This window comes from Noviherbaspirillum sp. Root189 (genome assembly GCF_001428545.1).
GTDB lineage: Bacteria > Pseudomonadota > Gammaproteobacteria > Burkholderiales > Burkholderiaceae_D > Noviherbaspirillum.
The window spans coordinates 1-25,452 of record NZ_LMHZ01000024.1 but is presented as its reverse complement, the minus strand read 5'-3'; the positions used below and the strand labels follow the sequence as shown (position 1 = coordinate 25,452).

The following is a 25,452-nucleotide window of genomic DNA, read 5'->3' as shown; positions in this document are numbered from 1 at the left end:
GAGTTTTTTCATAGTGTGTTGCGGCCCCCGAAATTGCCTCGCCTGATTGGATTGAAAACCGGTTCGAATAATTTCTCTGTCGCAAATGATAAAGGCAACTTTCTAAGGTATGCTTCTGAAATCACCCTGAATCTTTTCCAGCTGTAAGAGTCATACTAGTCTGGCAACTTGTACAAAATTTTTTATCCATGAGACGTTTGGTTATCCAGTTATTGCTGCTTGTTTTCTCTGTGCAGGTTATGGCTGCGGCAGCAGGAGAGCATGCCATCGCTGGGACAAAGCTTTTCAGTCAAGAGATTGCGAAGAGCCAATCTGCAAATCTTTTGGTCTCATCAGATGCGTACGGCCAATCGGATTTTGATGATACACAGGCAAAGTGTGCAATTGAGGAGATGTCTGACTATGTCGTTCTCGAACTGATTGTTCAAGAAGAGAGTCGTTGCGCACAGCAAATGGCAGTGGGTAAATCTCCCTTTGTTTCAATCATCCTTCCCAGGCCTATACCCCCTCCACGTTCCTGAATTTCGGATTGCATAAAGGTTTCTACACCCGCATGGTTGTGCGAGCCTGTAGCGTATCTTCACGCATGTAAAGAACCGTCTTGCTTCGCTGAAGAGCGGCTTGGCTGACGGTGCCGTCTTTGGAAGTGGAAAATCATGTTTAGGTCAATACTCGTACCTGTAGACGGCTCAGGGCTGTCTAATAAACCGGTGCAAACCGCGATCGCCATCGCAAAAATGCACACCGCAACGCTCGTATTCTTGTCGGTTGCCGAGCCACGCTTGGTTACCACGTCGGATCTTGACAAGGTTGACGATGGTAGAGCGGTCGAAGACTTAAATTTACAGGCTGCTCGTGCAAACGTACAAAAGGCGGTTAACGCATCAACAGACGCGCATGTTCCATGCGAAGCGGTGATCACCATGTCACGTATACCGTGCGAGGAAATTCTTGAAACCGCAGCGCGCTATCAGTGCGATCTAATAGTCATGGCAACCCGCGGAAAAATGGGAGTTATTGATACTGTTTTTAAAGAAAGCACGACTCAGCAACTGCTAACGAAGGCAGAAATTCCTGTGCTCGTACTTCCACAGTGTCTGGAAGTCCATTAGCTGTCTCAAGAACTATCGTCCCGACGAACTGTGTGCAGTCCGAACAGACCGGCGAACTACGGAGTGCTCGGTAAATAAAAGACAGTGGGGCGTACTAATACTTTCGCCCCCCATCCTGACCCTCCCTTCGCCGGGCGCCTCTGGCGAGAGGAAGCGATAGGACTCCTTCCCCTGGCAGGAGGAGGGCAAGGAGATTTAATGAACCCTTGTTTTTCAAATCATCGTGGGATGGCCAGTGATATAGATTTCGCTCTATTGCCGTTTATTCAATATAATTCATTCAGGTGTTTGTCGGTACCGATTCAACTTCTGTAATTCCAGGCTCTTTACCTTCATCAACAGGATTAAATGCTCGATACAGCACCGATGCTCCTACTGCTCATTATTGTTCTACCATTCATTGGCAGCACGATCATCGCCTGCACGCCATCACTTGTACGCAAATGGGCGGCTGCAATAACGGGCGGGGTGGCCCTGGTTGGTCTGTTGCTGACCTGCTCTCTGTATTCCCACGTCGAGTCGAATGAAGTGATGCGTTACGAGGTCGAATGGCTTCCTGCGTATGGCCTGAACTTCGTACTGCGAATGGACGGTTTGTCGTGGTTGTTCGCGGTACTCGTGCTGGGTATTGGCGTGCTGGTCGCATTGTACGCACGCTATTACATGTCGCCGGAAGACCCCATACCGCGCTTCTTTGCCTTCGTCTTGGCGTTCATGGGTTCGATGCTCGGTGTTGTGCTATCCGGGAACCTGATCCAGCTGGTGGTTTTCTGGGAGCTGACCAGCCTGACGTCCTTTCTGCTTATTGGATACTGGCATCATCGGATAGATGTTCGACGTGGAGCCCGCATGGCCTTCACGGTGACAACGATCGGCGGGCTATGTTTATTGTGCGGGGTGTTAATACTTGGCCGGATCACTGGAAGTTACGACCTGGATGTGGTCCTTGCAGCCGGAGATATCGTCCGACGGCATGACGGGTATTTGGCAGTACTGATACTCGTCGCACTCGGTGCACTCACCAAGAGCGCGCAGTTTCCTTTTCACTTCTGGCTTCCCCATGCAATGGCTGCGCCGACGCCAGTGTCGGCGTACTTGCATTCCGCGACGATGGTCAAGGCAGGCGTATTCCTGCTAATTCGCCTGTGGCCGGTTTTGTCCGGCACGCCTGAGTGGACGTGGATCATTGGCGGAGCCGGTGTTTGTACACTACTGCTGGGCTCCTTTGTAGCGATCTTTCAGCATGATTTGAAGGGGCTCCTGGCATATTCCACGATCAGCCATCTGGGACTGATCACGGTACTGATGGGCATAGGCACGCCTTTGTCCGTGGTGGCCGCAATTTTTCATACGCTCAACCATGCAATATTCAAGGCTTCCCTGTTCATGGCGGCCGGAATTATTGACCATGAGACTGGTACGCGTGACATGCGAATTCTACGTGGCTTGTACAAAGCCATTCCGTTCACCGGCGTGCTGGCCATCGTCGCCAGCGCGTCCATGGCTGGGGTGCCGTTGCTCAACGGCTTCTTGTCCAAGGAAATGTTCTTTGCCGAGACCGTGCATGTCGGCGGTACCGAAAACTGGTGGATGTCAATCGCCGCTGTCGCAATGGGTATATTCAGCGTCGCCTATTCACTTCGCTTTATCAGTGTGTTCTTCGGCAAGCTTCCCGATAATTTGCCAAAGGAGCCGCATGAGCCTCCGCGCTGGATGCGTTTTCCCATTGAGTTGTTGGTGTTGCTATGCATACTGGTTGGCATGGTTCCCGAGCTAACCGTCGGGCCGTTTCTGGCGTTCGCAGCGGAGTCCGTGCTTGGCAAAGACATACCGACGTACGATCTCGGGATATGGCATGGATTTAACCTTCCACTCGTGATGAGTGTTGCTGCCCTGACGGGCGGGGTGCTGTTTTACATTGTGCTGCGAAAGTACTATACGTTGGCTTCAAGCGATCAGGTGCCGGTGTTGCATCGGCTAAAAGGTGCCCAGGCCTACGAGTCCACCATGTTGTCGCTTTCGGTATCGGCCGCATGGCTGGTAAATCGTCTCGGCACGCAGCGCCTGCAGTCACAACTAATGATGGTCATGCTGGTGTTCATTATCGCGCCCTTACTGTTAGTACGGCCCCTTCCGGATTGGCCGGCATTACATTTTGCGGGCACCGACCCGTTGTTTGCTTTAGTGTGGCTAGTCGGTTGTGGCTGTGCACTTGCAGCGGCATGGAAGGCTAAGTATCATCGCTTGGCCGCGCTTTTGCTCGTAGGCGGCACAGGCGTCGTCACTAGCATCACTTTTCTCTGGTTATCTGCGCCCGATCTGGCACTCACGCAGCTCATGGTGGAGACCGTCACCACCGTACTGATCTTGCTCGGCTTGCGCTGGTTGCCACCACGCTCCAGGCCAACAGGTCTGAGTGAACGTATTCCCGGTACCGTTCTGCTACGTCGTTCTCGCGACCTTCTCATTGCCGTTGCGGGCGGCCTGGGCCTGGCGACGGTGAGTTACATCGTTCTGGTGCATCCCGCACCAAAAAGCATTGGCGATTTCTTCATCCTGCGAGCCCTTCCCGAAGGTGGAGGCACGAACGTCGTCAATGTGCTTTTAGTTGATTTCCGAGGCTTCGACACCATGGGTGAAATCACCGTGCTTGCGACGGTGGCGCTGACTGTATATGCGCTGCTTCGGCGCTTTAGGCCGGCGCCAGAAAGCGTTTCCATTCCCGCGCAGCAGGTAAGCGACCTGGACCCGGCTGTTCGCCAGACGCCCCTGGAACAGGCAAGCAATGGCTATTTGATGATTCCGGCGGTGTATCTGCGCTTCTTGCTGCCTTTCATGGGGGTGATTGCAGTTTACTTCTTCATGCGAGGGCATAACTTGCCAGGAGGCGGATTCGTGGCCGGACTGATTTTTGCGACGGCGATCATCGTACAGTACATGGTTGCCGGCACGGCCTGGGTTGAGTCACATATACGTTTGCGGCCGCACCGCTGGATTGCATACGGCTTGCTGCTTGCATGCGTGACGGGGCTTGGTGCATGGATCGTTGGCTATCCATTTCTAACCAGTCACACCGCGCATCTGCACTTGCCGTTGCTTGGCGACATACATGTGCCTAGCGCGTTCGCATTTGACTTGGGGGTTTTCTCAGCAGTAGTTGGTTCAACAATGTTGATTCTGGTCGCCCTGGCGCACCAATCGGTCCGTAGCCACCGTGTTCCAGGTGGGGGACTGACAATCCCTGCCGCAATTCCCACACAGGAGATTCCGTAATGGAAGTCGTCATCTCAATTGCCATCGGCGTAGTGTTTGGATCGGGCATCTGGTTGATTTTACGCCCGCGAAGCTTTCAGATGCTGATCGGCCTGCTGCTGATGTCCTATGCAGTCAATCTGTTCATCTTTATTATGGGACGGCTGTGGGTGAATCGCCCACCCCTGATATTGGGCGGTGGTGAACCCAATCCTGCGGCTATCGGCGATCCGCTTCCGCAGGCATTAGTGTTGACGGCAATCGTCATCGGTTTCGCCACCACGGCACTATATCTTGTGCTCATGATCGGTACGCGCGGACTGACCGGTACCGACCATGTCGATGGCGAGGAACCGGATCAATGAACGTTGGATGGAGCGAACACCTCATCGTGGCGCCTGTGCTTATTCCGCTGGTATGCGGCGCTCTGCAGGTGCCCATCAGGCATAATCGCCACACCCTCAAGTTTTCGATCAGTATGGTGTCGGTGCTGGCGCTACTGGCCGTGGCAGTTCTGCTCGTGATACAGACAGACGGTCCACGCTGGCAGAAAGGAATGGGTGTTTACCTGGCAGCAAACTGGATGGCGCCGTTCGGTATCGTGCTTCTGGCTGATCGGTTGGCGGCGTTGATGGTGTTGCTGACCGCGCTGCTGGCTGTAGCGACGCTGTTATATTCCATGTTGCGCTGGAGTCGGGTCGGCGTGCACTTCCATTCGCTTTTTCTGTTCCTGGTCATGGGCCTCAATGGTGCATTCCTGACCAATGACCTGTTCAATCTGTTTGTTTTTTTTGAAGTCATGCTGGCCGCATCCTATGGCCTGCTGCTCCATGGCTACAATGCGAGTCGACTCCGTAGCGGGATGCATTACATCGCGATCAATCTCGTGGCATCTCTTTTGTTCCTGATTGGCGTCGCGCTAATTTATGCCAGTAGCGGAACATTGAATATGGCCGATCTTGCGGCGCGTATTGGTGCCATGAGCGCAACTGACCTGGCCTTGATGAAACTGGCGGCGACTGTGCTCGCCATGGCATTCCTGGTGAAAAGCGCAATGTGGCCACTGGGCTTCTGGCTTCCTGCGACATACGCTACAGCGTCCCCGCCGGTGGCCGCAATGCTGGTGTTGATGACCAAAGTGGGCGCCTATGCAATTCTCCGGCTATGGCTGCTTGTGTTCTCCAGCGATGCGGGATTGGCGGCCGGTTTTGGATTTAGTGCATTATTGTGGGGAGGTATGGCCACCATCATCTACGGGGCGGCCGGCATGCTTGCCAGCGAGACTCCAGGCAGAATGGCAGGCTATGGCGCCATCGTGTCTTCAGGCACCTTGCTCGCGGTGATAGGTTATGGCCAACCATCGCTTGTGACGGCCGGCCTGTATTACATGGTCGGATCAACTCTGGCGATAGCGGCTTTCGTTCTGCTGATTGAACTGATTGAGCGCATTCGCACACCCGGCGCAGCAGTTCTGGCTGTGACAATGGAGGCATTCGCTATCGAAGACACTCCTGAGGCACCTGTGGGCGTAGGAATTCCTGCGGCGCTCGTATTTCTCGGCCTGTCGTTTGCAGCATGCGCACTGATCATTACTGGTTTGCCGCCGCTTTCCGGGTTCATAGCCAAGTTCGGTCTGTTCCATGCCCTGCTCAATCCGGAATCGCCTCGCCATGCTCTGCCTATGATCAGCTGGATTTTAATGGCTTTGATTCTGGTGTCCGGCCTGGCTGCCATCATTTCGATGATGCGGTTCGGAGTACGAACCTTCTGGGCTTCAGGTGCCGTTTCCCCGCCCCGACTGCAGGTGACGGAAGTTGCCCCCATCAGTGCCCTGTTGCTAGTGTGCCTGATCATGACTGTGCAGGCTGGTCCGATCTTTGAGTATCTGCGGCGCACTTCAGAGCAAATTCACCGCCCTGAACAATACATACAACGGATATTTTCCGAGCCAGCAGTCCCCAATCCAGGCCGCAAGGAGGGGCAGCCATGAAACGATTGCTTCCCTTTCCCTGGATGTCCTTATTCCTGCTTGTTTTGTGGCTGCTGCTTAACCAAAGCATTGAGCCGGTGCATCTGTTGTTCGGGGCCTGCCTCGGCATAGCCACACCGCTATTGACCCGGAAGCTTCAACCACTGGGTTATCCGCGACTGGCAAAGCCGCTCACCTTCGTGCGACTGATGTCTATGGCATTGGTAGAGATCGTGCGCTCGTGCATCAGCGTCAGCCGGATCATTTTATTTGTAAAGCCGGCCGAGGTGAAGTCTCAATTTATCAAAGTTCCGCTGGACATACGCAACCCGTACGGCCTCGCAATGCTCTCCTGCCTGATTAACTCCACGCCCGGCACCGTATGGGTCGAAATATTGGGTGACAGGCATGAGCTGGCGCTCCATGTTTTTGATCTCCACGACGAGCAGTGGTGGATTGAGACGATCAAGGAACGGTATGAAAAGCCGTTGATCGAAATCTTTGAATAGGAATATCTGACATGCTCACACTACTCGAACTGTCAATCAGCTACGCTTTCGTTTGCGTGCTGCTGGCAATGCTGTTTTGCACGGTGCGCCTGATTATGGGTCCTTCTGCACACGACCGCGTGCTGGCCCTGGATACCTTATGGATGTGCGGAATGCTGCTCGCTCTGGTATTGGGCATCCGGTTTAAAAGCGAAATTTACTTTGAAGCTGCCATGCTGCTGGCTTTGCTGGGTTTTGTGTCGACTGTTGCGATGGCAAAGTTTTTAATGCGAGGGGAGGTCATAGAATGAACGCGATTGAAGATATTTCCTGGTGGGCGGTACTACCTGTCGCGGCATTGCTTATTCTGGGCGGCAGTATCATTCTCATCGGCGCCCTTGGATTGATGCGACTTCCGAATTTTTACCAAAGGATACACGGTCCGGCTATTACTATTACGCTTGGCGCCGGCTGTGTCTTAATGGCTTCCATCATCTATTTCTCTGCGCTGGAGGCACGTCTCGTGGTCCATGAACTAATCATTACCGTATTCGTGTTCATGACAGCGCCGGTCGTCGCAATGATGATCATGCGTGCGGCAGTGTATCGCGACCTACGGGCAGGAAAGCAGGATACCGGCGTACGAGCCGGCGGCGTCTATCAATTCGGTCGTAAGGAATGACTATCTCCGGTGGCATTTTGGGGCGCAAGTAAAACGTTGTCGATTTGGGTTATCTATGATTATGTTTGCGTAGCAATAACCGGATACGCAATTACCCATTGCAATTTGCCTTTTTAATTCCATATCAGTAGTTAGAGGATCTCGCCATTGTCGCGAGGCGTTTATAGAATACAAGCCGAAGAAGGGAACAGACTATGGACTGTCCAGTATGTCAAAACACAAAGCTAGTGATGTCAGAGCGTCAGGGCATTGAGATCGATTACTGCCCAAGTTGCCGTGGTGTCTGGCTCGACCGCGGTGAACTCGACAAAATTATCGAGAGGACTTCTGTTGGGGTAACCCAACCTGCTACCCAACGACCCGACCAATATGCGGGTCAGCCACATCAACCCGACGGATTTGGACGCTCACACCAGCCACAGGGCTATCATCAGCATCAACAGGATCACTACAAGAAAAAGAAAAAGGAAGGCTTTCTTAGCGACTTATTTGATTTTTGATACCCACTACCTGTCATCAAAAAGACCGCAGTGCACCTGCATAAGCCCTTGTTTATGTGGCCGCACTGCATCGGTGCTCTCCGCTCGCCGAGTTTTTCCATGTCTACTCTAGGAAGTTGGCAACGTAACACTGTTAGAGTAGGCATCTCGGCCATTCTGAAGTCGCAGTTTGATTCTTATTGCGCTATTTGAATTATCGACCGGAACCTCGCCCTGGCAAACAAAGCCATAATCCAAAAGGCTCTGAAGCGTAAGCACCTGACATCCCGATACTTCGACTGGTAGACCGCTATCTGCATGTTCGATCTGAAAGCTGGAGACGGAGGACGACAATCCGTTAACCAGGTATTGAATCTCTACCGTCGATTCGTTGCCAGCGAGAACAGGCCGAGACTGCGTTAAAGTTAATAAGCCAACGACAGATTCCGGAGCCCGCCCATTATGCTGCTCCTGACGTAGTAGTGATTGAGTAGTAAGGAATTGATCTCCTGTAACTCCTGGATGAGTAGATACTTCTACGGAAGTGTCGGCATCTCCACCATTGACGCCGCAGGACGTCAGCAAACAAATAGCTGCGGGCCCGAATGCACATGCTGCATACCGAATCCGAAAACATATTCTAGACATGGAAGTCTCCGCAAGCCTTCGTAAGGCAATATGCTTCTCTCCCGTTTCATTGTTAGCGTTTACTGCTGTTCAGCCACGTTATTCCAGATGCACTAGTCAGCCTTGAGATATGTCATTGCGATGAACAACTGGACAAAACCAGGCTGGAGTTGGTTTTTCGTTTACCAAGCTTCCGCAGTTGTGCTTGTGGATGGCCGTCGATTGCACTCGACATTCAGCTAAGTGTTTTCGCCCTCATAAGGCCAAACGTGGGAGCTGCTGTCTGCAGGAAATTAATTCCGAGGACCTTTTGTGGCGCTGTGCGTTGTTTTCTATCATTCTCTTTAGTGAGGCACAGCAAACGGATGACTAAAGGGATTGCATCACCTTGTTTTCTGTCTGTCGAAATTAGACGATACTATGCCCCCCTTTACTGCCAACTTTATGATGAAAATCTGTTACCTAGACTATGAAGCCGTCCTGCACGACGGCAATGTACTGCGCAATCGCATCAAGGGTATGACCATGAAGACGCCCGGCCGTAGCTTTTTCGAATGGATGCCAATTCTCGATGACTTGCTCGCACCGTATCCGGATCTGAAGATTGTTTTGTCGACTACCTGGGTTCGCGAATTGGGGTTCAATGAAGCAAAGCATGAACTTTCTGCATCGCTGCGAAATCGGGTGATCGGCTCCACTTTTCTGCATCCCAAAATAGTCAAAGCCGAGTTCGACACGATGTCACGCGGAATGCAGATCTGGGCTGATGTAGAACGGCGCAAGCCGACGCATTGGTTTGCGCTCGATGATGACGCATTCGGCTGGCCTGTCTGGTGCAAGGAGCATTTGATCCAGACCAGCGATCAATTGGGATTGAGCGATCCGACGGTGCAAGAACGAGTCCGCCAGAAACTCGCAGAAATTTACCGTTCAGGTAGCGCAGTTTAAAAGGCGTGTGCAACTGTCGATCGGCTCATTGCTAATCTTAATGAGATCGACTCCTTCCCGGCAACGGTCGACGGTATCGTCATGCGCCAAGCCAAGTACCATCGTAATCAGTTCGCACCGGTAAGGCACACGGAGGCTGTCAGATGTCACTCAGCTTAGTGCCTGCTAATTAGCAAGCACTGTCTATTTAATCGGGACGGATGAAACATACTTGGTGCGCTTATCACAACGCCGCTTCTCGCGTTGCTTGGGGTCGTCGAGGTCTCCTGGTCTTACGTCTGTACTCTCTTCATCGGCCCGCCTTGCCATCGTCGTTTTGATCGGTACTCTTGTTGTCACGCGGCCTTGGAAGCCAGGTGAGACAACGAAGCAATCAAGTCGGCGAAGCGCTGCCCTTGAATCATAACGTGTTCTCGAAGCAACTGTGCCGTCCGCTCACCATTGCCAGCAATGATCGCCTTGACAATTTCATCGTGCTCGGTGAATGAAGTCGCCATCCGATTTCGCACCCGGAGCTGGAGACGACGATAAGGCCTCAGCCGCCGGTGTAAATTGCGGGCCTGCTCGGCAAGAAAGGCGTTATGACTGCCGGCATATATTTGTTGATGAAATGCTTCGTTCTGATAGTAGTAATCATCGGAATTACCTTCATCGTGTGCTTCCTTACACGCTTGATGCGCTTTAAGCAGATCTGCATGCTCTTCGCTGAACATGCGTCGCGCAGCCAGTCTTCCGCACATTGCCTCCAGTTCGGCCATCACCTCGAACATCTCCACCAGCTGCTGCGGCGCTATTTCCGCCACCACCGCGCCGCGGCGGGGCCGTATAACGACTAAGCCCATGGTTGCCAGCTGAATAAGTGCTTCCCGAATAGGTGTCCGTGACACGCGGAATTGAGTGGCAAGCACGGTTTCGTCAAGATGCTCCCCGGGACGTAGTTTTCCTATGGCAATTTGCTCTTCGATGGCGTCTCTCAGGGATTGGGCGCGGCTGGTCATACTATTTTTTCAAGAAGATAGTCATAAAAGTGCAACATACCATGTCTTTGTATACGTTGCGTCTTGCTTGCGCATACAAAATCATCGGTTACACCCTTTAGACATAACGCATCTGAAATTTAAGCGATTTTGAACGATTGTGCGCTGCAATTTGATTTTATTCAAAATAAGCGTATATTTTCTTCGTCCTTGTGTATACAAGAATATTAGGTTTGTATAACTTAAGACCAAACCAGACCGCGAAGCGGCAACAACCCTTCCAATCAAGGTGGAGACTGACTATGAATATCAAACGGGCGTTATTCCTTATCGCTGGCCTCGCGATTTCAGCGGGCGCACTTGCAAATGACTGGCCGGCACGACCGGTAACCATCATCGTGCCGTTCCCGGCAGGGGGTGGGACTGACGCCTTCGCGCGCCCACTTGCTGCACAACTGACGAAGCAGCTTGGCAAGACGGTCGTCATCGATAATCGCGGCGGAGCGGGTGGCACGCTTGGTGCCGGCCTGGCTTCCCGGGCCGCTCCTGACGGCTATACATTTTTCATGGGCGGGGCGCACCATGCCATTGCGCCGTCCATCTATCCGAAGCTGGATTACGACATCCAGAAAGACTTTATTCCTGTTTCTCTCGTGGCGACACCGCCCCAGGTGATCGTCGTCAATCCGCAAAGAGTACCGGTCAACGACTTGAAAGGACTGATCGAGTACGCACAAAAGAACCCGGGCAAAGTCAATTTCGGTTCGGCTGGAAACGGAACTTCTCATCACCTCGCCGGTGAATTGTTCAAGATTCAGACCAAAACTTCACTGACGCATATCCCCTACAAAGGTGCTGGCCCAGCGTTGCAGGACTTGGTTGCCGGACAAGTTGACATGATGTTCGATGGACTTGGCTCATCCGCATCCCATATCAAGGCTGGAAAAATCAAGGCACTGGCCGTCGCGGCATCAAAACGTGCTCCTGGATTTCCGAATGTTCCCACAGCGGCCGAGGCCGGCCTGCCTGATTACGAAGTGTCGACCTGGTATGGCCTCTTTGCCGTAAAGGGTACGCCGCCAGAACTGGTCGAGCGCATGAGGACAGAAGTCAAAAAGGCGCTTGCTTCTTCTGAATTGCAGACCAACTGGCAAAACGGCGGATCAGACATCCCGACCATGTCCTCATCCGAGTTTGGCGCGATGGTGGCGTCCGAAGTTGCACGCTGGAACAAGGTGGTTAAAGCCGCGAACGTAAAGATCGATTAAGGCAGAACTGTAAAAGGAGAAAGTATGGGGGCCCTTGAGCGCGTATGGAATCAGCAGCAAGCGAACCGGGCGACACGGCTTGGTCGCGCCCGGGGCATCCTCGCTGACGGATTATCCGGCAAGGTCTGTGCAACGGGGCGTATAGCTGATCTTTTGCATGCGATTCTGGAGCCGGGGGACAGGGTTTGCATCGAGGGAAACAATCAAAAGCAAGCGGATTTTCTTGCAAAGGCGCTCGCCGCACTGGACCCCGGCCGGGTTAACCGGTTGCATATCCTCCAGTCGGTGATTGCGTTGCCGGAACATCTCGATGTTTTTGAACGCGGCATCGCGGATCGTCTCGATTTCTCGTTTTCCGGGCCGCAGGCCGCCCGGCTTGCGCGGCTTGCCGGGAGCGGAAAGCTCAACATCGGTGCAATCCACACCTATCTCGAACTGTTCTCCCGTTATTTCATCGACCTTACGCCGCGTGTGTCGCTGATTGTCGCAGAGGCGGCTGACCGTAACGGTAATTTATACACCGGGCCAAACACTGAGGACACACCGGCAATCGTGGAAGCGACGGCATTCAAGGGCGGTATCGTGATTGCGCAGGTTAACCGGATCGAAGACACACTGCCGCGCGTAGATATTCCTGCCGACTGGGTCGATTTTGTCGTGCAGTCGCCGGCCCCCTATTACATCGAGCCGCTGTTTACCAGGGACCCTGCACAGATTTCCGAGATCCAGATACTCATGGCAATGATGGCAATCAAAGGCATCTATGCAGAGTACCAGGTCGAGCGTCTCAACCATGGTATCGGCTTCGATACCGCCGCCATTGAACTGCTGTTGCCAACCTATGCTGAGTCGCTCGGCTTGCGTGGAAAAATTGCCCGCTATTGGGCGCTCAATCCGCACCCGGCATTGATTCCCGCAATTGAAGCGGGCTTTGTCGAATCGGTGCACTCCTTCGGGTCGGAACTCGGCATGGAAGAATACATTCGCGCAAGGCCGGATATCTTCTTCGTTGGTCCGGACGGTTCAATGCGCAGTAATCGTGCGCTGTGCCAGGCAGCCGGACACTACGCCTGCGACATGTTTATCGGTTCAACCCTGCAAATTGATTTACAGGGCAATTCGTCAACTGCCACGCTGGGCCGGGTCGCCGGTTTTGGCGGGGCGCCAAACATGGGATCCGACGCACGCGGGCGGCGACATGTCAGCCCGGCCTGGCTGAAAGCCGGACGGCAGGCAAGGGATGGTAAAAACCTGATTCCGCGCGGGCAGAAGCTGGTTGTGCAGATGGTGGAGACCTTTCGCGAGCATATGCAGCCGGCATTCGTAGAAAGGCTTGATGCGTGGGAACTGGCAGAGCAGGCGAACATGGCCATCCCTCCCGTCATGATCTATGGCGACGATGTCACGCATGTCCTCACCGAAGAGGGTATCGCCAACTTGTTGCTGTGCCGCAGCGACGAAGAGCGGGAGCAGGCCATCCGCGGCGTAGCCGGTTACACACCTGTCGGTCTGGCACGTGACAAGAGGGCGGTGGAAAACCTGCGTGACCGAGGCATTATCCGGCGCGCCGAAGATCTTGGAATCGACAAGCGCCAGGCAACGCGCGATCTCCTGGCTGCAAAGAATATGAAGGAACTCGTGCATGCCTCGGGCGGGTTGTACAACCCGCCAAAGCGATTCAGGAACTGGTAGGCAAACATGGAAACCTTAAATTTTCGTTTTGAAAATGGCAGCCGCGGTAGCGGCACGAAAACGGAGCTGGTCGGTGTCGTCAGTTCGGGGAACCTGGAGGTGCTGATAGAGCCGGCAGCGTTGAACGGGGCCTGCGAGATCGAAGTGAAAACGGCCGCCGTTGGCTTCGCAGCAATCTGGCAGGCGGTGATGTCCGATTTCCATGCGCGCTGGCAGCTGGCTGACACGCGTATCTCGATCAATGACATGGGGGCGACACCGGCGGTAGTCAGCCTGCGCATGGACCAGGCCGTCGAAACCATGTTCGGAGAACAGACATGACAAGTTATCTGGAAGCGAGTGCACGATCACGCATCCGCAAACTCCTGGACCCGAATACCTTCCACGAATTCCTGCCGCCATCCGAGCGCGTTATTAGTCCTCATCTGGGACAACTGGATGCACCGGTGTCGTTCGATGACGGCATCGTCATCGGTAGCGGACTCCTGCAGGGGCGCAAAGTGTTTGCAGCGGCGCAGGAAGGCGAATTCATGGGCGGCGCTGTCGGCGAGGTCCACGGCGCCAAACTGGTGGGACTTTTCAAGCGCGCCATGGCAGAAAAGGTCGGAGCAGTCATTCTCCTTGCCGAAAGCGGCGGTGTAAGACTGCATGAGGCCAACGCCGGTCTGATCGCGGTCTCGGAAGTGATGCGCGCGGTACTTGAAACCCGTGCCGCCGGCATTCCGGTCATCGCATTAATCGGAGGTGCTAACGGCTGCTTCGGCGGCATGGGCATCGTCGCACGATGCGCAAATGTGGTTGTGATGTCGGAAGAAGGGCGACTGGCAATGTCCGGCCCCGAGGTGATCGAAACCGCGGCCGGCGTCGAAGAATTCGACTCCCGTGACCGGGCGCTGGTATGGCGCACCACTGGTGGCAAGCACCGGTATCTGCTCGGAGATTGCCAGGTGATCGTGCCGGATAGTATCGACGCATTCCGCAACGCGGCATTTGATGCGATGCAGTTCGTGGACGCCGCAGGCGCAGAACTGACTCTGGATGGACTGCACGCAGAAAACGCAATGCTGGAACGCCGGCTGGCCAACTTCGGCACCCGGACCGACCCGGTTGAAATCTGGAGCGACCTAGGCATTCCCGCAGCGCCGACCTTGCCCATGCTGGATGCGGATGCATTCCGGGCTGTCGCGGATAGTCATCGGATAGGAAAGTAACCATGAATTGGCGAGAGCTCTCATCACAGCTGTTCCCGGAAGGATTCGATATTGTCGAACGTGACTTGTTCCTGTCCGGCACGGCGCGCGCGGCTGGCGCCGAGGTGACGGTTATCGGTACAACGGAGCACGCGCCCATCGGCGTGGAAATCGCGCTTGCTCAGGCCAAGGCAGTGCTTGATACAGTCGACCGTCATCCGGGGCGTCCCATCGTTATCCTGGTCGATACACAAGGACAGCGCCTGCGCCACCGCGACGAGATGCTCGGCATTAACAGCTACATGGCGCATCTGGGCAAGTGCATAGACTTCGCACGGTGCCGGGGCCATAAGGTGATCGGTTTAGTGTATGACCAGGCACTGTCGGGCGGCTTCATTACAAGCGGCCTTCTGGCTGATGCCTGTTACGCACTTCCGGATGCGACTATCCGCGTGATGGGTTTACCGGCGATGGCGCGCATCACCAAGGTGCCTGAAGAGCGGCTTGTGGAACTTGCAAAAGCCAATCCTGTGTTCGCGCCCGGCGCCCACAATTATTTCATGATGGGCGGAATCGAAGCGGTCTGGGAAAGCGATCTCGCGGCCAATCTGGCCAGGGCACTGGAAACAGCAACGTCTGAGGATAGACGCAGCAGCCTGGGAGAGGAACGGGGCGGAAGGCGCTCAGCGCATCGCGTCATGCAGGCAGTAGTCGCTGATGCACATGCTCGGGCGGCATAGTCTTGCATGGCTGGCCGAGGAGGGCTGGCGCGAAGCCATCCAGGCCGCAACGCCCGAATGCCGCGACGCTATTCGCTCCTGGCAACGGACGAATTGGCCAGCCACCGTGCGCCGTCAGGACGCCGGTGCACGCATGGATGATTGCTCACTCGGTATCGCGTTGCCGCCGGATGTCGTTAGCGGTGTTAAAAAGCGCATCGGCCTGCGCGTATCAAAAAGGCACCTGCTGCAAACGTCGGCTCCGCTTGCGCTTTCGACGGCAATCCCAAAAGCGCTGCCGGTATGGAAAGAAGCGCTGACGGTTCTGGACCAAAAGGCATCTGCAGCAGGCATGGTTCTGCGTGTCTATGGCTCGCTCGCGCTGCAAGCCATGACAGAAATGGATTATCTGAAGCCTGCGTCCGACATAGATTTGTTTCTCGCTCCTGTGAGCCGAGAACAGTTGTCGGCAGGACTGGATCTGCTGCAGGAGGCGAGTGTCACCCTGCCGCTCGACGGTGAGATCGCTTTTCCGGGAGGTCAGGGCGTCGCATGGAAGGAATGGCATGCTGCGATGACGGCGCAGCGCGGCACACGTGTCCTCGTAAAGCATTTGCACGGAGTGCGTCTGGCCCATCCTTCTGAACTGCTTGCAGCGCTGGATGAGAGAGAATGGACAGCCTGATCAACGTCTTCGACGTCCTCGCCCATTGTCACAAGGTGCAGCCGCACCCGGTAATCAGGGCAAGCTGCGCACAAGAGAAAAGTCTGAGCGATCGCGCGTTTTGCGCCGAAGTCGGGCGCATTGCGATTGTCAGCCTGTACGACGAGCTATCCTTGTATCCAAAACCCGGATTGGTTTCGCTTGTGGACAATGGCAGCCACGATGACATGACGGCCGAGACCTTTTTACGCAGTTTATTCTCGCTACGTCATTACTTCGTGAGGATGGCCGAAGCCGGGATGCGCCAGCAGTCATTTTTTACACTTAAACATCTTGGCATCGCCGCCGAAAAACGCATGATGCTCGCGACCGGCGGTGTCAATACCCATCGCGGCGCGATCTTTGCAGTTGGACTTCTTTGCGCTTCCGCCGGGGTTTGTCGCGCGCAGAAAACCCTGATTTCGGCATCCTCGATCCGGGCGGCACTTGTCAGTGAATGGGGTGCCGAACTGCTGCATCACGCTCAGGACATCAAGGGCAATTCTCACGGCATTCAGGTGGCGAATCGATATGCCGCTTCAGGTGCACGGGAAGAAGCAGCGCTCGGCATGCCATCGGTATTCGAGATTGCGCTGCCGATGCTGAAGACAACACTTGGGAAAACCGACTGCTGGGAACGTGCGCGTATCGATGCGCTTTTTGCATTGATGGCGAGTGTCAGCGATACCAACGTTTACTACCGCGGCGGATCCCTCGGTGCGCAGATGGTCAAAACCTGCGCGCGGGATTTTCTTGCGCGAGGCGGCACCGGGTCGACCGACTGGAGAGAGTATGCAATTTCCTGCCACCGCCGTTTTACCGAAAAAAAACTGTCACCTGGCGGCGCAGCGGACCTGCTTGGTGCGACCTGCTTTGTTTTCAGGGTGGAAAAAAGAATGGGAAGGCATAGCCCACCACCGTTAGCCCAGGGGAAAGCACGATGCCTCAATGACGACGGAGCGGGACAGTGATGGCACAGCTGGCGATTTTGTGTCCGGGTCAGGGCAGGCAGCATCCGCGTATGTTTGACGTGCTGGGCTTGTCATCCAACGCACATACCTTGCTCGAACATTGGTCGATGCCGGAGCGGCTTTCTATGCCGTTAGACATGATCCTGGCAAACGAAACGCTGCTATTCTCCAATCGGCTTGCACAGCCGCTGATCGTGGCCGCGACACTGTCTGTCTGGGAAAAGCTAAAACATGAACTCCCGGCACCAACCGTGGTTCTGGGGTATAGCGTCGGAGAGTTATCCGCCTATGCAGTCGCCGGTGCCATTGCGCCTGCTGCGACACTGATGCTTGCCGATATCCGCGCGCAACTGATGGACGCAAGTGCTCAATCTTCGCCACCGCAAGCTCTCCTGGCGGTCACCGGTCTCGACCTCATGCGCATCAGTGACACTGCCGCACGCGCCGGACTTTCTGTTGCCATTGAGACGGGACACGATAGCGCGGTTGTTGGCGGACTACAGGAAGAGGTACAGAATTATGCGGTCCAACTGGCGCAAGAGGGAATACGTACCGTCATGCTGCCTGTTGGCGTTGCTTCTCATACGCCGCTGATGAACGCGGCTGTTGCCCCATTTCTGGAAGCTCTCGGCAAACATCGTCTGTCTGACCCAACGATACCGGTGGTATCAGGCCTGACTGGAGCGACAATCAGAAACCGCGACGAGGCGAGCCGCACGCTCGCACGACAGATTAGCGAAACCATCCGATGGAAGGATTGCATGGACACTTGTGCGGAAACAGGCATCACGGTTGCGCTGGAACTTGGTCCGGGCGGCGCGCTGGCGCGTATGCTGCACGGCGCGCATCCCCATATCGAATGCCGCTCTATCGACGATTTCCGATCTGTCGACGGTGTTGTTCGATGGATCAGGCGTCACTTCGATCAATAACATGTCAAGCACAACGGGGACCATAGCTGAAGCGAATCCAATTCGCTTCAGCATGTAATCCCAATCCCGGTACGCTGGGCGACTGCCTCCAGTCAACGAGACCGGCAATATCGATCAGTCAGCCTTGATATTACGGGCACGGACAATCTCTGACCATTTAGTCGTTTCGGCCTTCAGGTACTGGCCAAGTTCCGCAGGTGTAGAACCGACCGGCTCCGCACCGATTTGTGTGAATCGTGCTTTGACTTCCGGCTGCTTCAGCGCCTTCACCAGTTCTTCGTTGAGCCGGTTGACGATGGGCTGCGGCGTCTTCGCCGGCACGAACACGGCATACCAGCCATTGAGTTCATAGCCTTTGATGCCTGCCTCTGCAACGGTCGGTACATTCGGCAGTACACTGGAACGTTTGTTGGTTGTGACCGCCAGCGGCTTCAGCCGACCGGAGTCGATATACGGTTTGGCGGACGACACCGAGTCAAACATCATATCGACCTGACGCCCCATGAGGTCCGTGACTGCCGGTGCACTGCCTTTGTAGGGAACGTGAAGGATATCGATATTCGCCATGGAAGCAAACAATTCGCCTGCCAGATGAATGGTGGTGCCACTGCCAGCTGAAGCAAAGGTCAGTTTGCCGGGTTGCTGTTTCGCCAATGCGATCAGCTCGGACACATTGTTCGCTTTGACTGCAGGATTGACCACCAGTACGTTCGGCACGACACCTACCAGGCTGACCGGTTCGAAATCCTTGATGGGATCATAGGCAAGCCTGGAATACAGGCTGGGATTCACCGCATGTCCGATGGACACGATCATCATGGTGTAGCCATCCGGCTCAGACTTGGCGACCATGGTCGAGCCAATGACACCGCCGGCACCGGGACGGTTTTCGATGACGATCGGCTGCTTCATGCTTTGCGACATTTTGTCGCCCAATGTACGGGCCATGGTGTCCATCGCGCCGCCGGGGGTGAATGGCACCACCCATTTGATGGTTTTGCTGGGATAGGCATCGGCGGCTGCGACGGAGAATGCGGTGCTTACTATCACGCCGCCGAAAATGGCTTTAATAATGGAATGCTTCATTTTTATTCCTGCAATTCTGGTGGTTCGGTTATACGATGGACGATGGATGCTTTGCCAGCGGGGTGACATTGATCTTCATATAGGGAAACAAGGGAAGCGAAGACAGCAAGCCATGCAGTTCGTCATTGGACTCGACATCGAAGATACTGTAGTTTGCGTATTCGCCGACGACGCGGTACAAGTGGGCCCACTTGCCGCTGCGTTGCAAATCTTGCGCATAGGCCTTCTCGCGTGCCTTGATATCATCGGCAATGGCCGAAGGCATATCTGGGGGTAATAAGACATCCATACGGACAAGAAACAGCATGATTCTTTCCTTTCTGTTATTGATTGTGCCAGCGTGCGTGCTCGCCTTTTCTCATGCGACCATGGTGCGAGTCTTGTCGCGCCTGTAATGGGCAAGCTTGTCTTCATCGATGGCGACGCCGAGACCCGGAGCGTCAGGCACGGCGAGCTCGAAATCGACAACCGATGCGCGCTCGACAACGATATCGTCTTTCAACAGCAGGGGGCCGAACAATTCCGTCCCCCAATCCATTCTCCGGCAGGCAGCAAATGCATGGGCAGACGCAATGCTTCCGATAGTGCCTTCCAGCAGCGTGCCGCCATAGCAGCCTATTCCCGCCGCGTCGGCAACAGCTGCCGTACGAACAACGCCCAATGGTCCCCCTGATTTCGCAATTTTGAGTGCAACGATGTCTGCCGCGCCATCGCTCGCATAGTCGAACATGTCAGCGGGCGTGCTGACCGCTTCGTCCGCCATGATAGGAATGTTGAACATCTGCGCGAGCCGCGCCATGCCCCGTCGATTGTCACGTGCAATGGGCTGCTCGACCAGCATCACACCGGCAGCCTGCAGGTCGGGAATATGCCGTGCAGCCGTTGCCACGCTCCAGGCCTGATTGATATCGACTGTAATGTCGGCGCGGTCGCCGAGAGCATTCTTAATGGCTGCCACGTGTTCGATATCCTGACGCGGACTGCGTTTGCCGATCTTGAGCTTGAAGACCTTGTGACGGCGGATCTCGAGTAGTTGCTTGGCTTCTTCGATATCGCGGGCGCTGTCGCCGCTGGCCAGCGTCCAGAGAACAGGTAGGGAATTGCGCACAGCGCCGCCAAGCAGGGCATGCACCGGAACGCCCAGGCGCTTGCCCTGGGCATCCAGCAGGGCAGTTTCCAGCGCGGATTTTGCGAGAGCATTTCCCTGTATGGAGAGATCAATTTGCGCCAGCACGGCATTCGCGCTCGTGGCATCCATGCCGATGACCAGCGGACTGATGTAGTGATCAAGGGTCAGCTTGATCGATTCGGGGCTTTGGTCGCCGTAGCTGAGACCGCCAATAGTGGTCGCCTCACCGATACCTTCAATGCCATCATCGCAGCGCAGGCGAACAATCACCAGCGTCTGGCGGCTCATCGTCGTCATCGCAAGGCGATGTTCGCGAATAGTCGGAAGGTCGACGATAATTGCCTCAAGTGCCGTGATACAAGGGCGATTCGATTTATTGAGCATTTTTAAATAAATGACGATATGGATGCGCCAATGGTAAGTTTTACGGCACCCCGAGTCTAATATCATTTAGCTACCGTGCTATACCCTGGAGGTATTGTGGAACTGCGGCATTTACGTTATTTCGAAGCAGTAGGAAAGACCCTGAACTTTAGCCGTGCGGCAGAATTGTTGCATATCGCACAGCCGCCGCTGTCACGTCAGATACGGCAACTGGAGGACGAACTGGGTGTGCAACTCATTGACCGTAGCGCGAGGCCGCTGGCATTGACCAAGGCCGGATCGTTTTTTCTTCAGCAATGCATACAGGTACTTGCGAGAATCGATGAGATTCAGCAGGCGACACACCGAATCGGGCAAGGGCGACATCGGTGGTTCGGGATTGGATTTGTTCCGTCGGTACTGTACGGATTCTTTCCGGAACTCATTCGCAGCTACCGCAAGGCAAGTAATGGCGTGGAAGTCATCCTGTCGGAAATGACCACCATTGAACAAAGCGAAGCATTGAAGGCAGGGAGGATTGACGTCGGCATCGGGCGACTTATGCTCAACGATCCAGAGCTGGTATGCGACGTTATTGAAGACGAACCGCTCGTCGTGGCCTTGCCATTGCGCCATCCTTTATTAAGGCATGCGCGTCTTAGCCTGAAGCGGCTCGCAACGGAGCAGTTTATCCTCTATCCCGCCAAGCCGCGCCCCAGTTACGCAGATCATGTATTGCAGCATTTCCGCTCGCATGGGCTCAATCTGGGCTCAGTTGTGGAGGCTAACGAAATGCAGACCGCCATTGGCCTGGTTGCTGCAGGAATCGGCGTAACGCTGGTCCCAAGTTCCGTCCAGCGCTTGCGACGTGATGATGTCGTCTACCGTCCGGTTGCAGATGCAGGCGTCACATCGCCAATTATCATGAACTTCCGCACCGATGACGCGTCGCGGGACCTCGCCCGGTTTTTTCAATTTGTAGACGAATATAAAGTAACTAAGTGAGATTCGGATCTGCGTCAGAAGTTAATTTTGCCAGGACCGTTGCAGTTATACATCGCCACAAAATGTGAAGTGACTCAAAGCCGATTACCAAGTAATATTTCTTTGTGGAAATGATTCGCGTGATAACTTAAAAGTAGATTGTGGAGACTGGTATGACAATTCTGAAATACGCGGCTTTCGCGTTGGCTGCGTTCGCACTCTCAACCCAAGCGTTCGCTGACGATGCTGCCAACGCAACAGCAATGGTAAAAAAAGCAGTAGCGCACATTAAGGAAAACGGTAAGGAAAAAGCTTTCGCCGACTTCAATAATCCAACTGGTAACTTTGCAAAGGGTGAGTTATATATCTTCGTCAGCGATATGCAAGGCAAGATGGTCGCTCACGGAGCGAATTCAAAGTTGATCGGGAAAAATCTAATGGACCTGAAGGATGCGGACGGTAAGCTTTTCGTCAAAGAGTACACGGACCTCGCTAAAGCCAAAGGTAACGGCTGGGTTGATTATAAATGGGTGAATCCTAGCACAAAGGCGATCGACAACAAGTCAACCTACGTTGAGAAAATCGACGATCTCGTCGTGGGTGCAGGAATATATAAGAAGTAAAGCCGCGTCATTGGGAAAGGGAGACGATCGAAGAGCCAGTTCGGTGTCTCCAACTGGCACATAAGATGCTCATGTTGGCTACTCTAGTTTAAAAAGCAAGCATTCACCGTACGGGTGACATCGTTACACCAGAAGGTCTTCAAAGTTCGACGAGGCTGCACTTTGGCAGTCAGCTACCAAACACCGAATCCCGCTGCAGTGTCATAGGTACCTGGCTGCCGCTCTGAAGGCGCAAGCGGCCTTGATATGAAGTAGCCCTGTACTTCATCACAATGCAATTCTTTTAAAGATTTTAACTGTTCAAGTGTTTCTACGCCTTCAGCGACAACTCGCATTCCCAGGGAGTGGGCCATTGTGATAATCGCCGTAAAAAATATTTTTCCTTCGGGGTGCTTTTCAAGCCGGGCTGTAAATGCCTTGTCGACCTTCAGGACGTCGAAATCCAGCTCCTGCAGCTGAGACAGGGATGAGTAGCCCGTTCCAAAGTCGTCAACCAGCAAGGTCACGCCCATCGCTTGTAGTTTATGAAGTGCGTCGGCCATCGCCGGCCTATTCTCCATCATCGTGGATTCGGTCAGTTCCAGTTCAATTAAGCTGGCCGGGACGTGATAACGCGAAAGTGCCAAAGCCAGGGTGTCGGCAACATCTATCTCCTGAAATTGTTTCGGAGATACGTTGATAGATATCGGCACCAATTTTTGTCCTGTGCGTGCCCAGAATGCCAATTGCGCGCATACCTTATCAATGACTTGTTCACCCAGTTGAATAATTAAGCCGGTTTCTTCTGCGACAGGAATGAAAGCGGAGGGATCCACCAAGCCTCTGGTCGGATGGGCCCACCGAACCAATGCTTCCATACTCGATATCTCCCCAGACGTCATATCGACCCGTGGCTGGTAATGCATAACGAACTGGTCATGCTCCAGTGCGTACTGAAGTTCCATTTCGCATTGATGCTTCGATTGCACTGCCTCGGCAAAATGCACATCAAAAAATTGATAGTTACGCTTTCCGCTGGTCTTGACGGCGTACATCGCCATATCGGCATTTTTGAGAAGCGAATCTGCATCCTGTCCATCTTCCGGGAAAACGCTGATGCCAATCGACGTGCCAACCGAATGCATGCCCTTAGACAGGCGAAAAGATTCCTGGAACGACTTCAATATGCGCTCAGCAACGTGTGCCGCATCGATCTTGTGTGCCATGTTTTCTACAATGACTACAAACTCGTCACCACCAATTCGCACGACATAGTCGTGAGGGCGAATCGCATCCTTGAGACGATGGCCCGCATTGCGCAAAAGTTCGTCGCCCGCTTCGTGTCCCATGGTGTCGTTGATTGACTTGAATCCGTCCAGGTCAATGAACAGAAGCGCCAGCATTTTCCCGCTATGTCGTGCTGATTCGAGGGCGCCTGGGAGATAGTTGTTAATCCATAGCCGGTTCGGCAAACCCGTCAGCGTGTCTTCATTGCTACGGCGCTCGAGTTCGGAAACATGCTTTTTGATATCGCTTATGTCTCTTAACGTAACCGCGAGGTCGCCGTCAGGTTTCGATACGGTAACGTATAGCCATGACAACCCCGATGGGTCCCCGATACGGGCCTCGATTTCACCGGCGAAGTGGCCTGTAGTCATTGCGTGCCTCAGCAACTGCATAGTGCCTTTTCCTGCGTCTCCGTGGTAAACAGTACGAATAGTTTTACCAATGAGTTCGTTTCGCCGGTGTCTTAAAATCGTCGCGCCACGCTCGTTACAGTCGACAAACTTAAAATCCGCTATGTGGCCATCGCTATTTTCGACAGGTCGCGCAATATAAAAGCCCTCTTGACCGCCCTCTGTAGCGGCGCGATAGGTTTCCCGCATCGCGTCCAATTGATGCTTGCGCCAACGCAGTCTAGCGAAAGCGAGCGTACCGAACAACGAAAAAGCTATCAGAAGTGCGCTTGCGATACCTGCGTATAAATAGCTACGGTGACGTTGACCTTCATATGGCGCCAGGACTTCTTGTTGATCAATTCCGGCTAAGGCTATCATTCCGTAACCTTCGGTAGTGTGCCACGCCACATACCGACTACGCTTATCCGAGAACCAGGGCTCACCTGGCAATATCTTTTGCCCCTTTGTTCCACTTATTGGAAGGAGATTGGAGACAGGCTGATGAGTAGCGTCAAAGATTCTCTCGCCAACCCGGGCGATGTGAACAGTTCTGTCGGTATCCAGAATAGTCAATAGCCGGTTATTATTTATCACGCCTTCATCAAACTGTGTAATGAAAAATGATGGTTCGACTGCCACAATAACGACTCCATTAAAAGAGCCGTCTTCCGTCATCAATTTTCGGCTGAAATGCACGACAGTTTGATTTGTGAATATCCCCTGTACGGGATAGCCTATGTATAGAAAATCGGTCCCGGAGCGTTCTTGCTGAGAAAAATAAGCTCGGTTCCTGGCATTCGCAGGCAAGGGATTGAGGATCGTACTGGATAACAAAAAACCGTAGCGGTCGACAATGCTTACGTAGAATCCAGCGCTCGCTGCGATATTTCCGGATTCGGCAATACTTTCCAAATGAAAGCTTGTTCCCGCTTTTTCCCAACCATGCTTCACGTAAAGCGTAATTTGGTCAATCGCCTGAAGTGAGCGATGCAGGCGTTCGGCATATGCGTCGGCGAGCAACTCAGCGTGGCGTAGCGCAGTCGTCTCGGCAGCCTGCTTTTGACTCCGTAAACTCTTTTCTAATGTAGCCCATCCAGTTGCAAGGACCATCAGGCTGACGATAAACCAGGCAACAAGAAGGAGAGTGCTATGACGCACGAATCCACTCTCGTCAGGGTTTGAAAGCCAGAACCGACTAATACGGGATGTCATGCGATACCACATCATTGTGATGCTTTCTCACTGGTAACATCAAGGCGTCAATTGCAAATATGTAATTTTTTGCAAATTTGCCATATCTACATAGCTTCATGAAAATCCACGCCTTGGGTTATGACGTACGTTAGATTCCGTCATTGTTTACGGTACGAGCCTATGACAAACACCGCGGCGCGAGCCGGGCGGGTTTGGCGGGAAAGAAAAACCGTAGATCAGGAGGGTTTATCAAACCGGATTCGGTCTGCCGTGACAGGGCAGAAATCCAATCGGCATTCAACGTTATACCAATCCCAAGCTATAACGTGACATATATGGACTCCCTCCAAAGTACAAGAGACTGACCGACGGGAATGACATTAGGGAGAAGCCTGCAGTCGTATAT

25 protein-coding genes are annotated in these 25,452 nt (G+C 53.9%); 20 read left to right on the top strand and 5 right to left on the bottom strand.

Annotated elements, in window-relative coordinates:
• The first annotated feature begins 197 nt into the window (after positions 1–197).
• From ASE07_RS15925 to ASE07_RS15880, 10 genes are all read left to right on the top strand, one after another.
• Positions 198–521 (top strand): hypothetical protein, encoded by a 324-nt coding sequence (locus ASE07_RS15925; protein ID WP_235548488.1) that lies wholly within the window; start codon positions 198–200, stop codon positions 519–521.
• Positions 522–656: 135 nt separating this feature from the next.
• Positions 657–1,112, top strand: a complete 456-nt coding sequence (locus ASE07_RS15920; protein WP_057291818.1) for a universal stress protein — start codon at positions 657–659, stop codon at positions 1,110–1,112.
• Between the two features lie 366 nt (positions 1,113–1,478).
• Complete coding sequence (locus ASE07_RS15915; RefSeq protein ID WP_057291858.1) at positions 1,479–4,385, top strand: monovalent cation/H+ antiporter subunit A; 2,907 nt, start codon at positions 1,479–1,481, stop codon at positions 4,383–4,385.
• Positions 4,385–4,729 (top strand): Na+/H+ antiporter subunit C, encoded by a 345-nt coding sequence (locus ASE07_RS15910; RefSeq protein WP_057291817.1) that lies wholly within the window; start codon positions 4,385–4,387, stop codon positions 4,727–4,729. The genes ASE07_RS15915 and ASE07_RS15910 overlap by 1 nt, the downstream gene beginning before the upstream one ends.
• On the top strand, positions 4,726–6,354 hold the full coding sequence (locus ASE07_RS15905; RefSeq protein WP_057291816.1) for a monovalent cation/H+ antiporter subunit D: 1,629 nt from the start codon (positions 4,726–4,728) through the stop codon (positions 6,352–6,354). The genes ASE07_RS15910 and ASE07_RS15905 overlap by 4 nt, the downstream gene beginning before the upstream one ends.
• On the top strand, positions 6,351–6,842 hold the full coding sequence (locus ASE07_RS15900; RefSeq protein WP_057291815.1) for a Na+/H+ antiporter subunit E: 492 nt from the start codon (positions 6,351–6,353) through the stop codon (positions 6,840–6,842). The genes ASE07_RS15905 and ASE07_RS15900 overlap by 4 nt, the downstream gene beginning before the upstream one ends.
• 11 nt (positions 6,843–6,853) lie before the next feature.
• A complete protein-coding gene (locus ASE07_RS15895) occupies positions 6,854–7,132 on the top strand; it encodes a K+/H+ antiporter subunit F (protein WP_057291814.1) in 279 nt (92 codons plus the stop codon).
• Positions 7,129–7,503, top strand: coding sequence for a monovalent cation/H(+) antiporter subunit G (gene mnhG / locus ASE07_RS15890; protein ID WP_057291813.1), 375 nt, complete (start codon positions 7,129–7,131; stop codon positions 7,501–7,503). Before ASE07_RS15895 ends, mnhG begins: the two co-directional genes overlap by 4 nt.
• A gap of 194 nt (positions 7,504–7,697) precedes the next feature.
• Positions 7,698–8,003 (top strand): TFIIB-type zinc ribbon-containing protein, encoded by a 306-nt coding sequence (locus tag ASE07_RS15885; RefSeq protein ID WP_057291812.1) that lies wholly within the window; start codon positions 7,698–7,700, stop codon positions 8,001–8,003.
• Between the two features lie 984 nt (positions 8,004–8,987).
• Positions 8,988–9,557, top strand: coding sequence for an HAD domain-containing protein (locus ASE07_RS15880; RefSeq protein WP_235548487.1), 570 nt, complete (start codon positions 8,988–8,990; stop codon positions 9,555–9,557).
• Between the two features lie 335 nt (positions 9,558–9,892).
• Here the strand turns inward: ASE07_RS15880 and ASE07_RS15875 are convergent, their stop codons facing one another.
• Entirely contained in the window at positions 9,893–10,555 is a 663-nt protein-coding gene (locus tag ASE07_RS15875) for a GntR family transcriptional regulator (RefSeq protein ID WP_057291811.1), read from the bottom strand.
• Between the two features lie 281 nt (positions 10,556–10,836).
• Here ASE07_RS15875 and ASE07_RS15870 point away from each other — a divergent pair, with 281 nt between their 5' ends.
• Genes ASE07_RS15870 through ASE07_RS15835 form a run of 8 tightly spaced genes read left to right on the top strand, consistent with a single transcriptional unit; the run spans position 10,837 to position 18,009 of the window.
• Entirely contained in the window at positions 10,837–11,802 is a 966-nt protein-coding gene (locus ASE07_RS15870) for a Bug family tripartite tricarboxylate transporter substrate binding protein (RefSeq protein ID WP_057291810.1), read from the top strand.
• 24 nt (positions 11,803–11,826) lie between these two features.
• Positions 11,827–13,494 (top strand): malonate decarboxylase subunit alpha, encoded by a 1,668-nt coding sequence (mdcA, locus tag ASE07_RS15865; protein WP_057291809.1) that lies wholly within the window; start codon positions 11,827–11,829, stop codon positions 13,492–13,494.
• 6 nt (positions 13,495–13,500) lie between these two features.
• On the top strand, positions 13,501–13,815 hold the full coding sequence (gene mdcC, locus ASE07_RS15860) for a malonate decarboxylase acyl carrier protein (protein ID WP_057291808.1): 315 nt from the start codon (positions 13,501–13,503) through the stop codon (positions 13,813–13,815).
• Positions 13,812–14,705 carry a biotin-independent malonate decarboxylase subunit beta gene (locus tag ASE07_RS15855; RefSeq protein ID WP_057291807.1) on the top strand — a complete coding sequence of 298 codons (894 nt, stop codon included), beginning with the start codon at positions 13,812–13,814 and terminating at the stop codon, positions 14,703–14,705. Before mdcC ends, ASE07_RS15855 begins: the two co-directional genes overlap by 4 nt.
• Positions 14,706–14,707: 2 nt before the next feature.
• Positions 14,708–15,424: a biotin-independent malonate decarboxylase subunit gamma gene (gene mdcE / locus ASE07_RS15850; protein WP_057291806.1), complete on the top strand. Its 717-nt coding sequence runs from the start codon at positions 14,708–14,710 to the stop codon at positions 15,422–15,424.
• The gene (gene mdcG, locus ASE07_RS15845) at positions 15,402–16,088 is read left to right on the top strand and encodes a malonate decarboxylase holo-[acyl-carrier-protein] synthase (protein WP_057291805.1); all 687 of its coding nucleotides are present in this window, start codon (positions 15,402–15,404) and stop codon (positions 16,086–16,088) included. Before mdcE ends, mdcG begins: the two co-directional genes overlap by 23 nt.
• On the top strand, positions 16,076–17,077 hold the full coding sequence (mdcB, locus tag ASE07_RS15840; RefSeq protein ID WP_082584193.1) for a triphosphoribosyl-dephospho-CoA synthase MdcB: 1,002 nt from the start codon (positions 16,076–16,078) through the stop codon (positions 17,075–17,077). The genes mdcG and mdcB overlap by 13 nt, the downstream gene beginning before the upstream one ends.
• On the top strand, positions 17,077–18,009 hold the full coding sequence (locus ASE07_RS15835; RefSeq protein ID WP_057291804.1) for an ACP S-malonyltransferase: 933 nt from the start codon (positions 17,077–17,079) through the stop codon (positions 18,007–18,009). The genes mdcB and ASE07_RS15835 overlap by 1 nt, the downstream gene beginning before the upstream one ends.
• Before the next feature lie 114 nt (positions 18,010–18,123).
• Here ASE07_RS15835 and ASE07_RS15830 read toward each other — a convergent pair whose 3' ends face one another.
• The 3 genes from ASE07_RS15830 to ASE07_RS15820 are packed head-to-tail and all read right to left on the bottom strand — an operon-like array spanning position 18,124 to position 20,608.
• Positions 18,124–19,095 (bottom strand): Bug family tripartite tricarboxylate transporter substrate binding protein, encoded by a 972-nt coding sequence (locus ASE07_RS15830; RefSeq protein WP_057291803.1) that lies wholly within the window; start codon positions 19,093–19,095, stop codon positions 18,124–18,126.
• Between the two features lie 28 nt (positions 19,096–19,123).
• Positions 19,124–19,402, bottom strand: a complete 279-nt coding sequence (catC, locus tag ASE07_RS15825) for a muconolactone Delta-isomerase (RefSeq protein WP_057291802.1) — start codon at positions 19,400–19,402, stop codon at positions 19,124–19,126.
• Positions 19,403–19,453: 51 nt separating this feature from the next.
• Positions 19,454–20,608, bottom strand: coding sequence for a muconate/chloromuconate family cycloisomerase (locus tag ASE07_RS15820; protein WP_057291801.1), 1,155 nt, complete (start codon positions 20,606–20,608; stop codon positions 19,454–19,456).
• A 96-nt stretch (positions 20,609–20,704) separates the two neighbouring features.
• On the opposite strand from ASE07_RS15820, the gene ASE07_RS15815 reads away from it, so the two are divergent.
• Entirely contained in the window at positions 20,705–21,592 is an 888-nt protein-coding gene (locus tag ASE07_RS15815) for a LysR family transcriptional regulator (protein WP_057291800.1), read from the top strand.
• A 152-nt stretch (positions 21,593–21,744) separates the two neighbouring features.
• On the top strand, positions 21,745–22,194 hold the full coding sequence (locus ASE07_RS15810) for a cache domain-containing protein (protein ID WP_057291799.1): 450 nt from the start codon (positions 21,745–21,747) through the stop codon (positions 22,192–22,194).
• A 173-nt stretch (positions 22,195–22,367) separates the two neighbouring features.
• Here the strand turns inward: ASE07_RS15810 and ASE07_RS15805 are convergent, their stop codons facing one another.
• The gene (locus tag ASE07_RS15805) at positions 22,368–25,064 is read right to left on the bottom strand and encodes a bifunctional diguanylate cyclase/phosphodiesterase (RefSeq protein WP_162256892.1); all 2,697 of its coding nucleotides are present in this window, start codon (positions 25,062–25,064) and stop codon (positions 22,368–22,370) included.
• Positions 25,065–25,452: the final 388 nt, after the last annotated feature.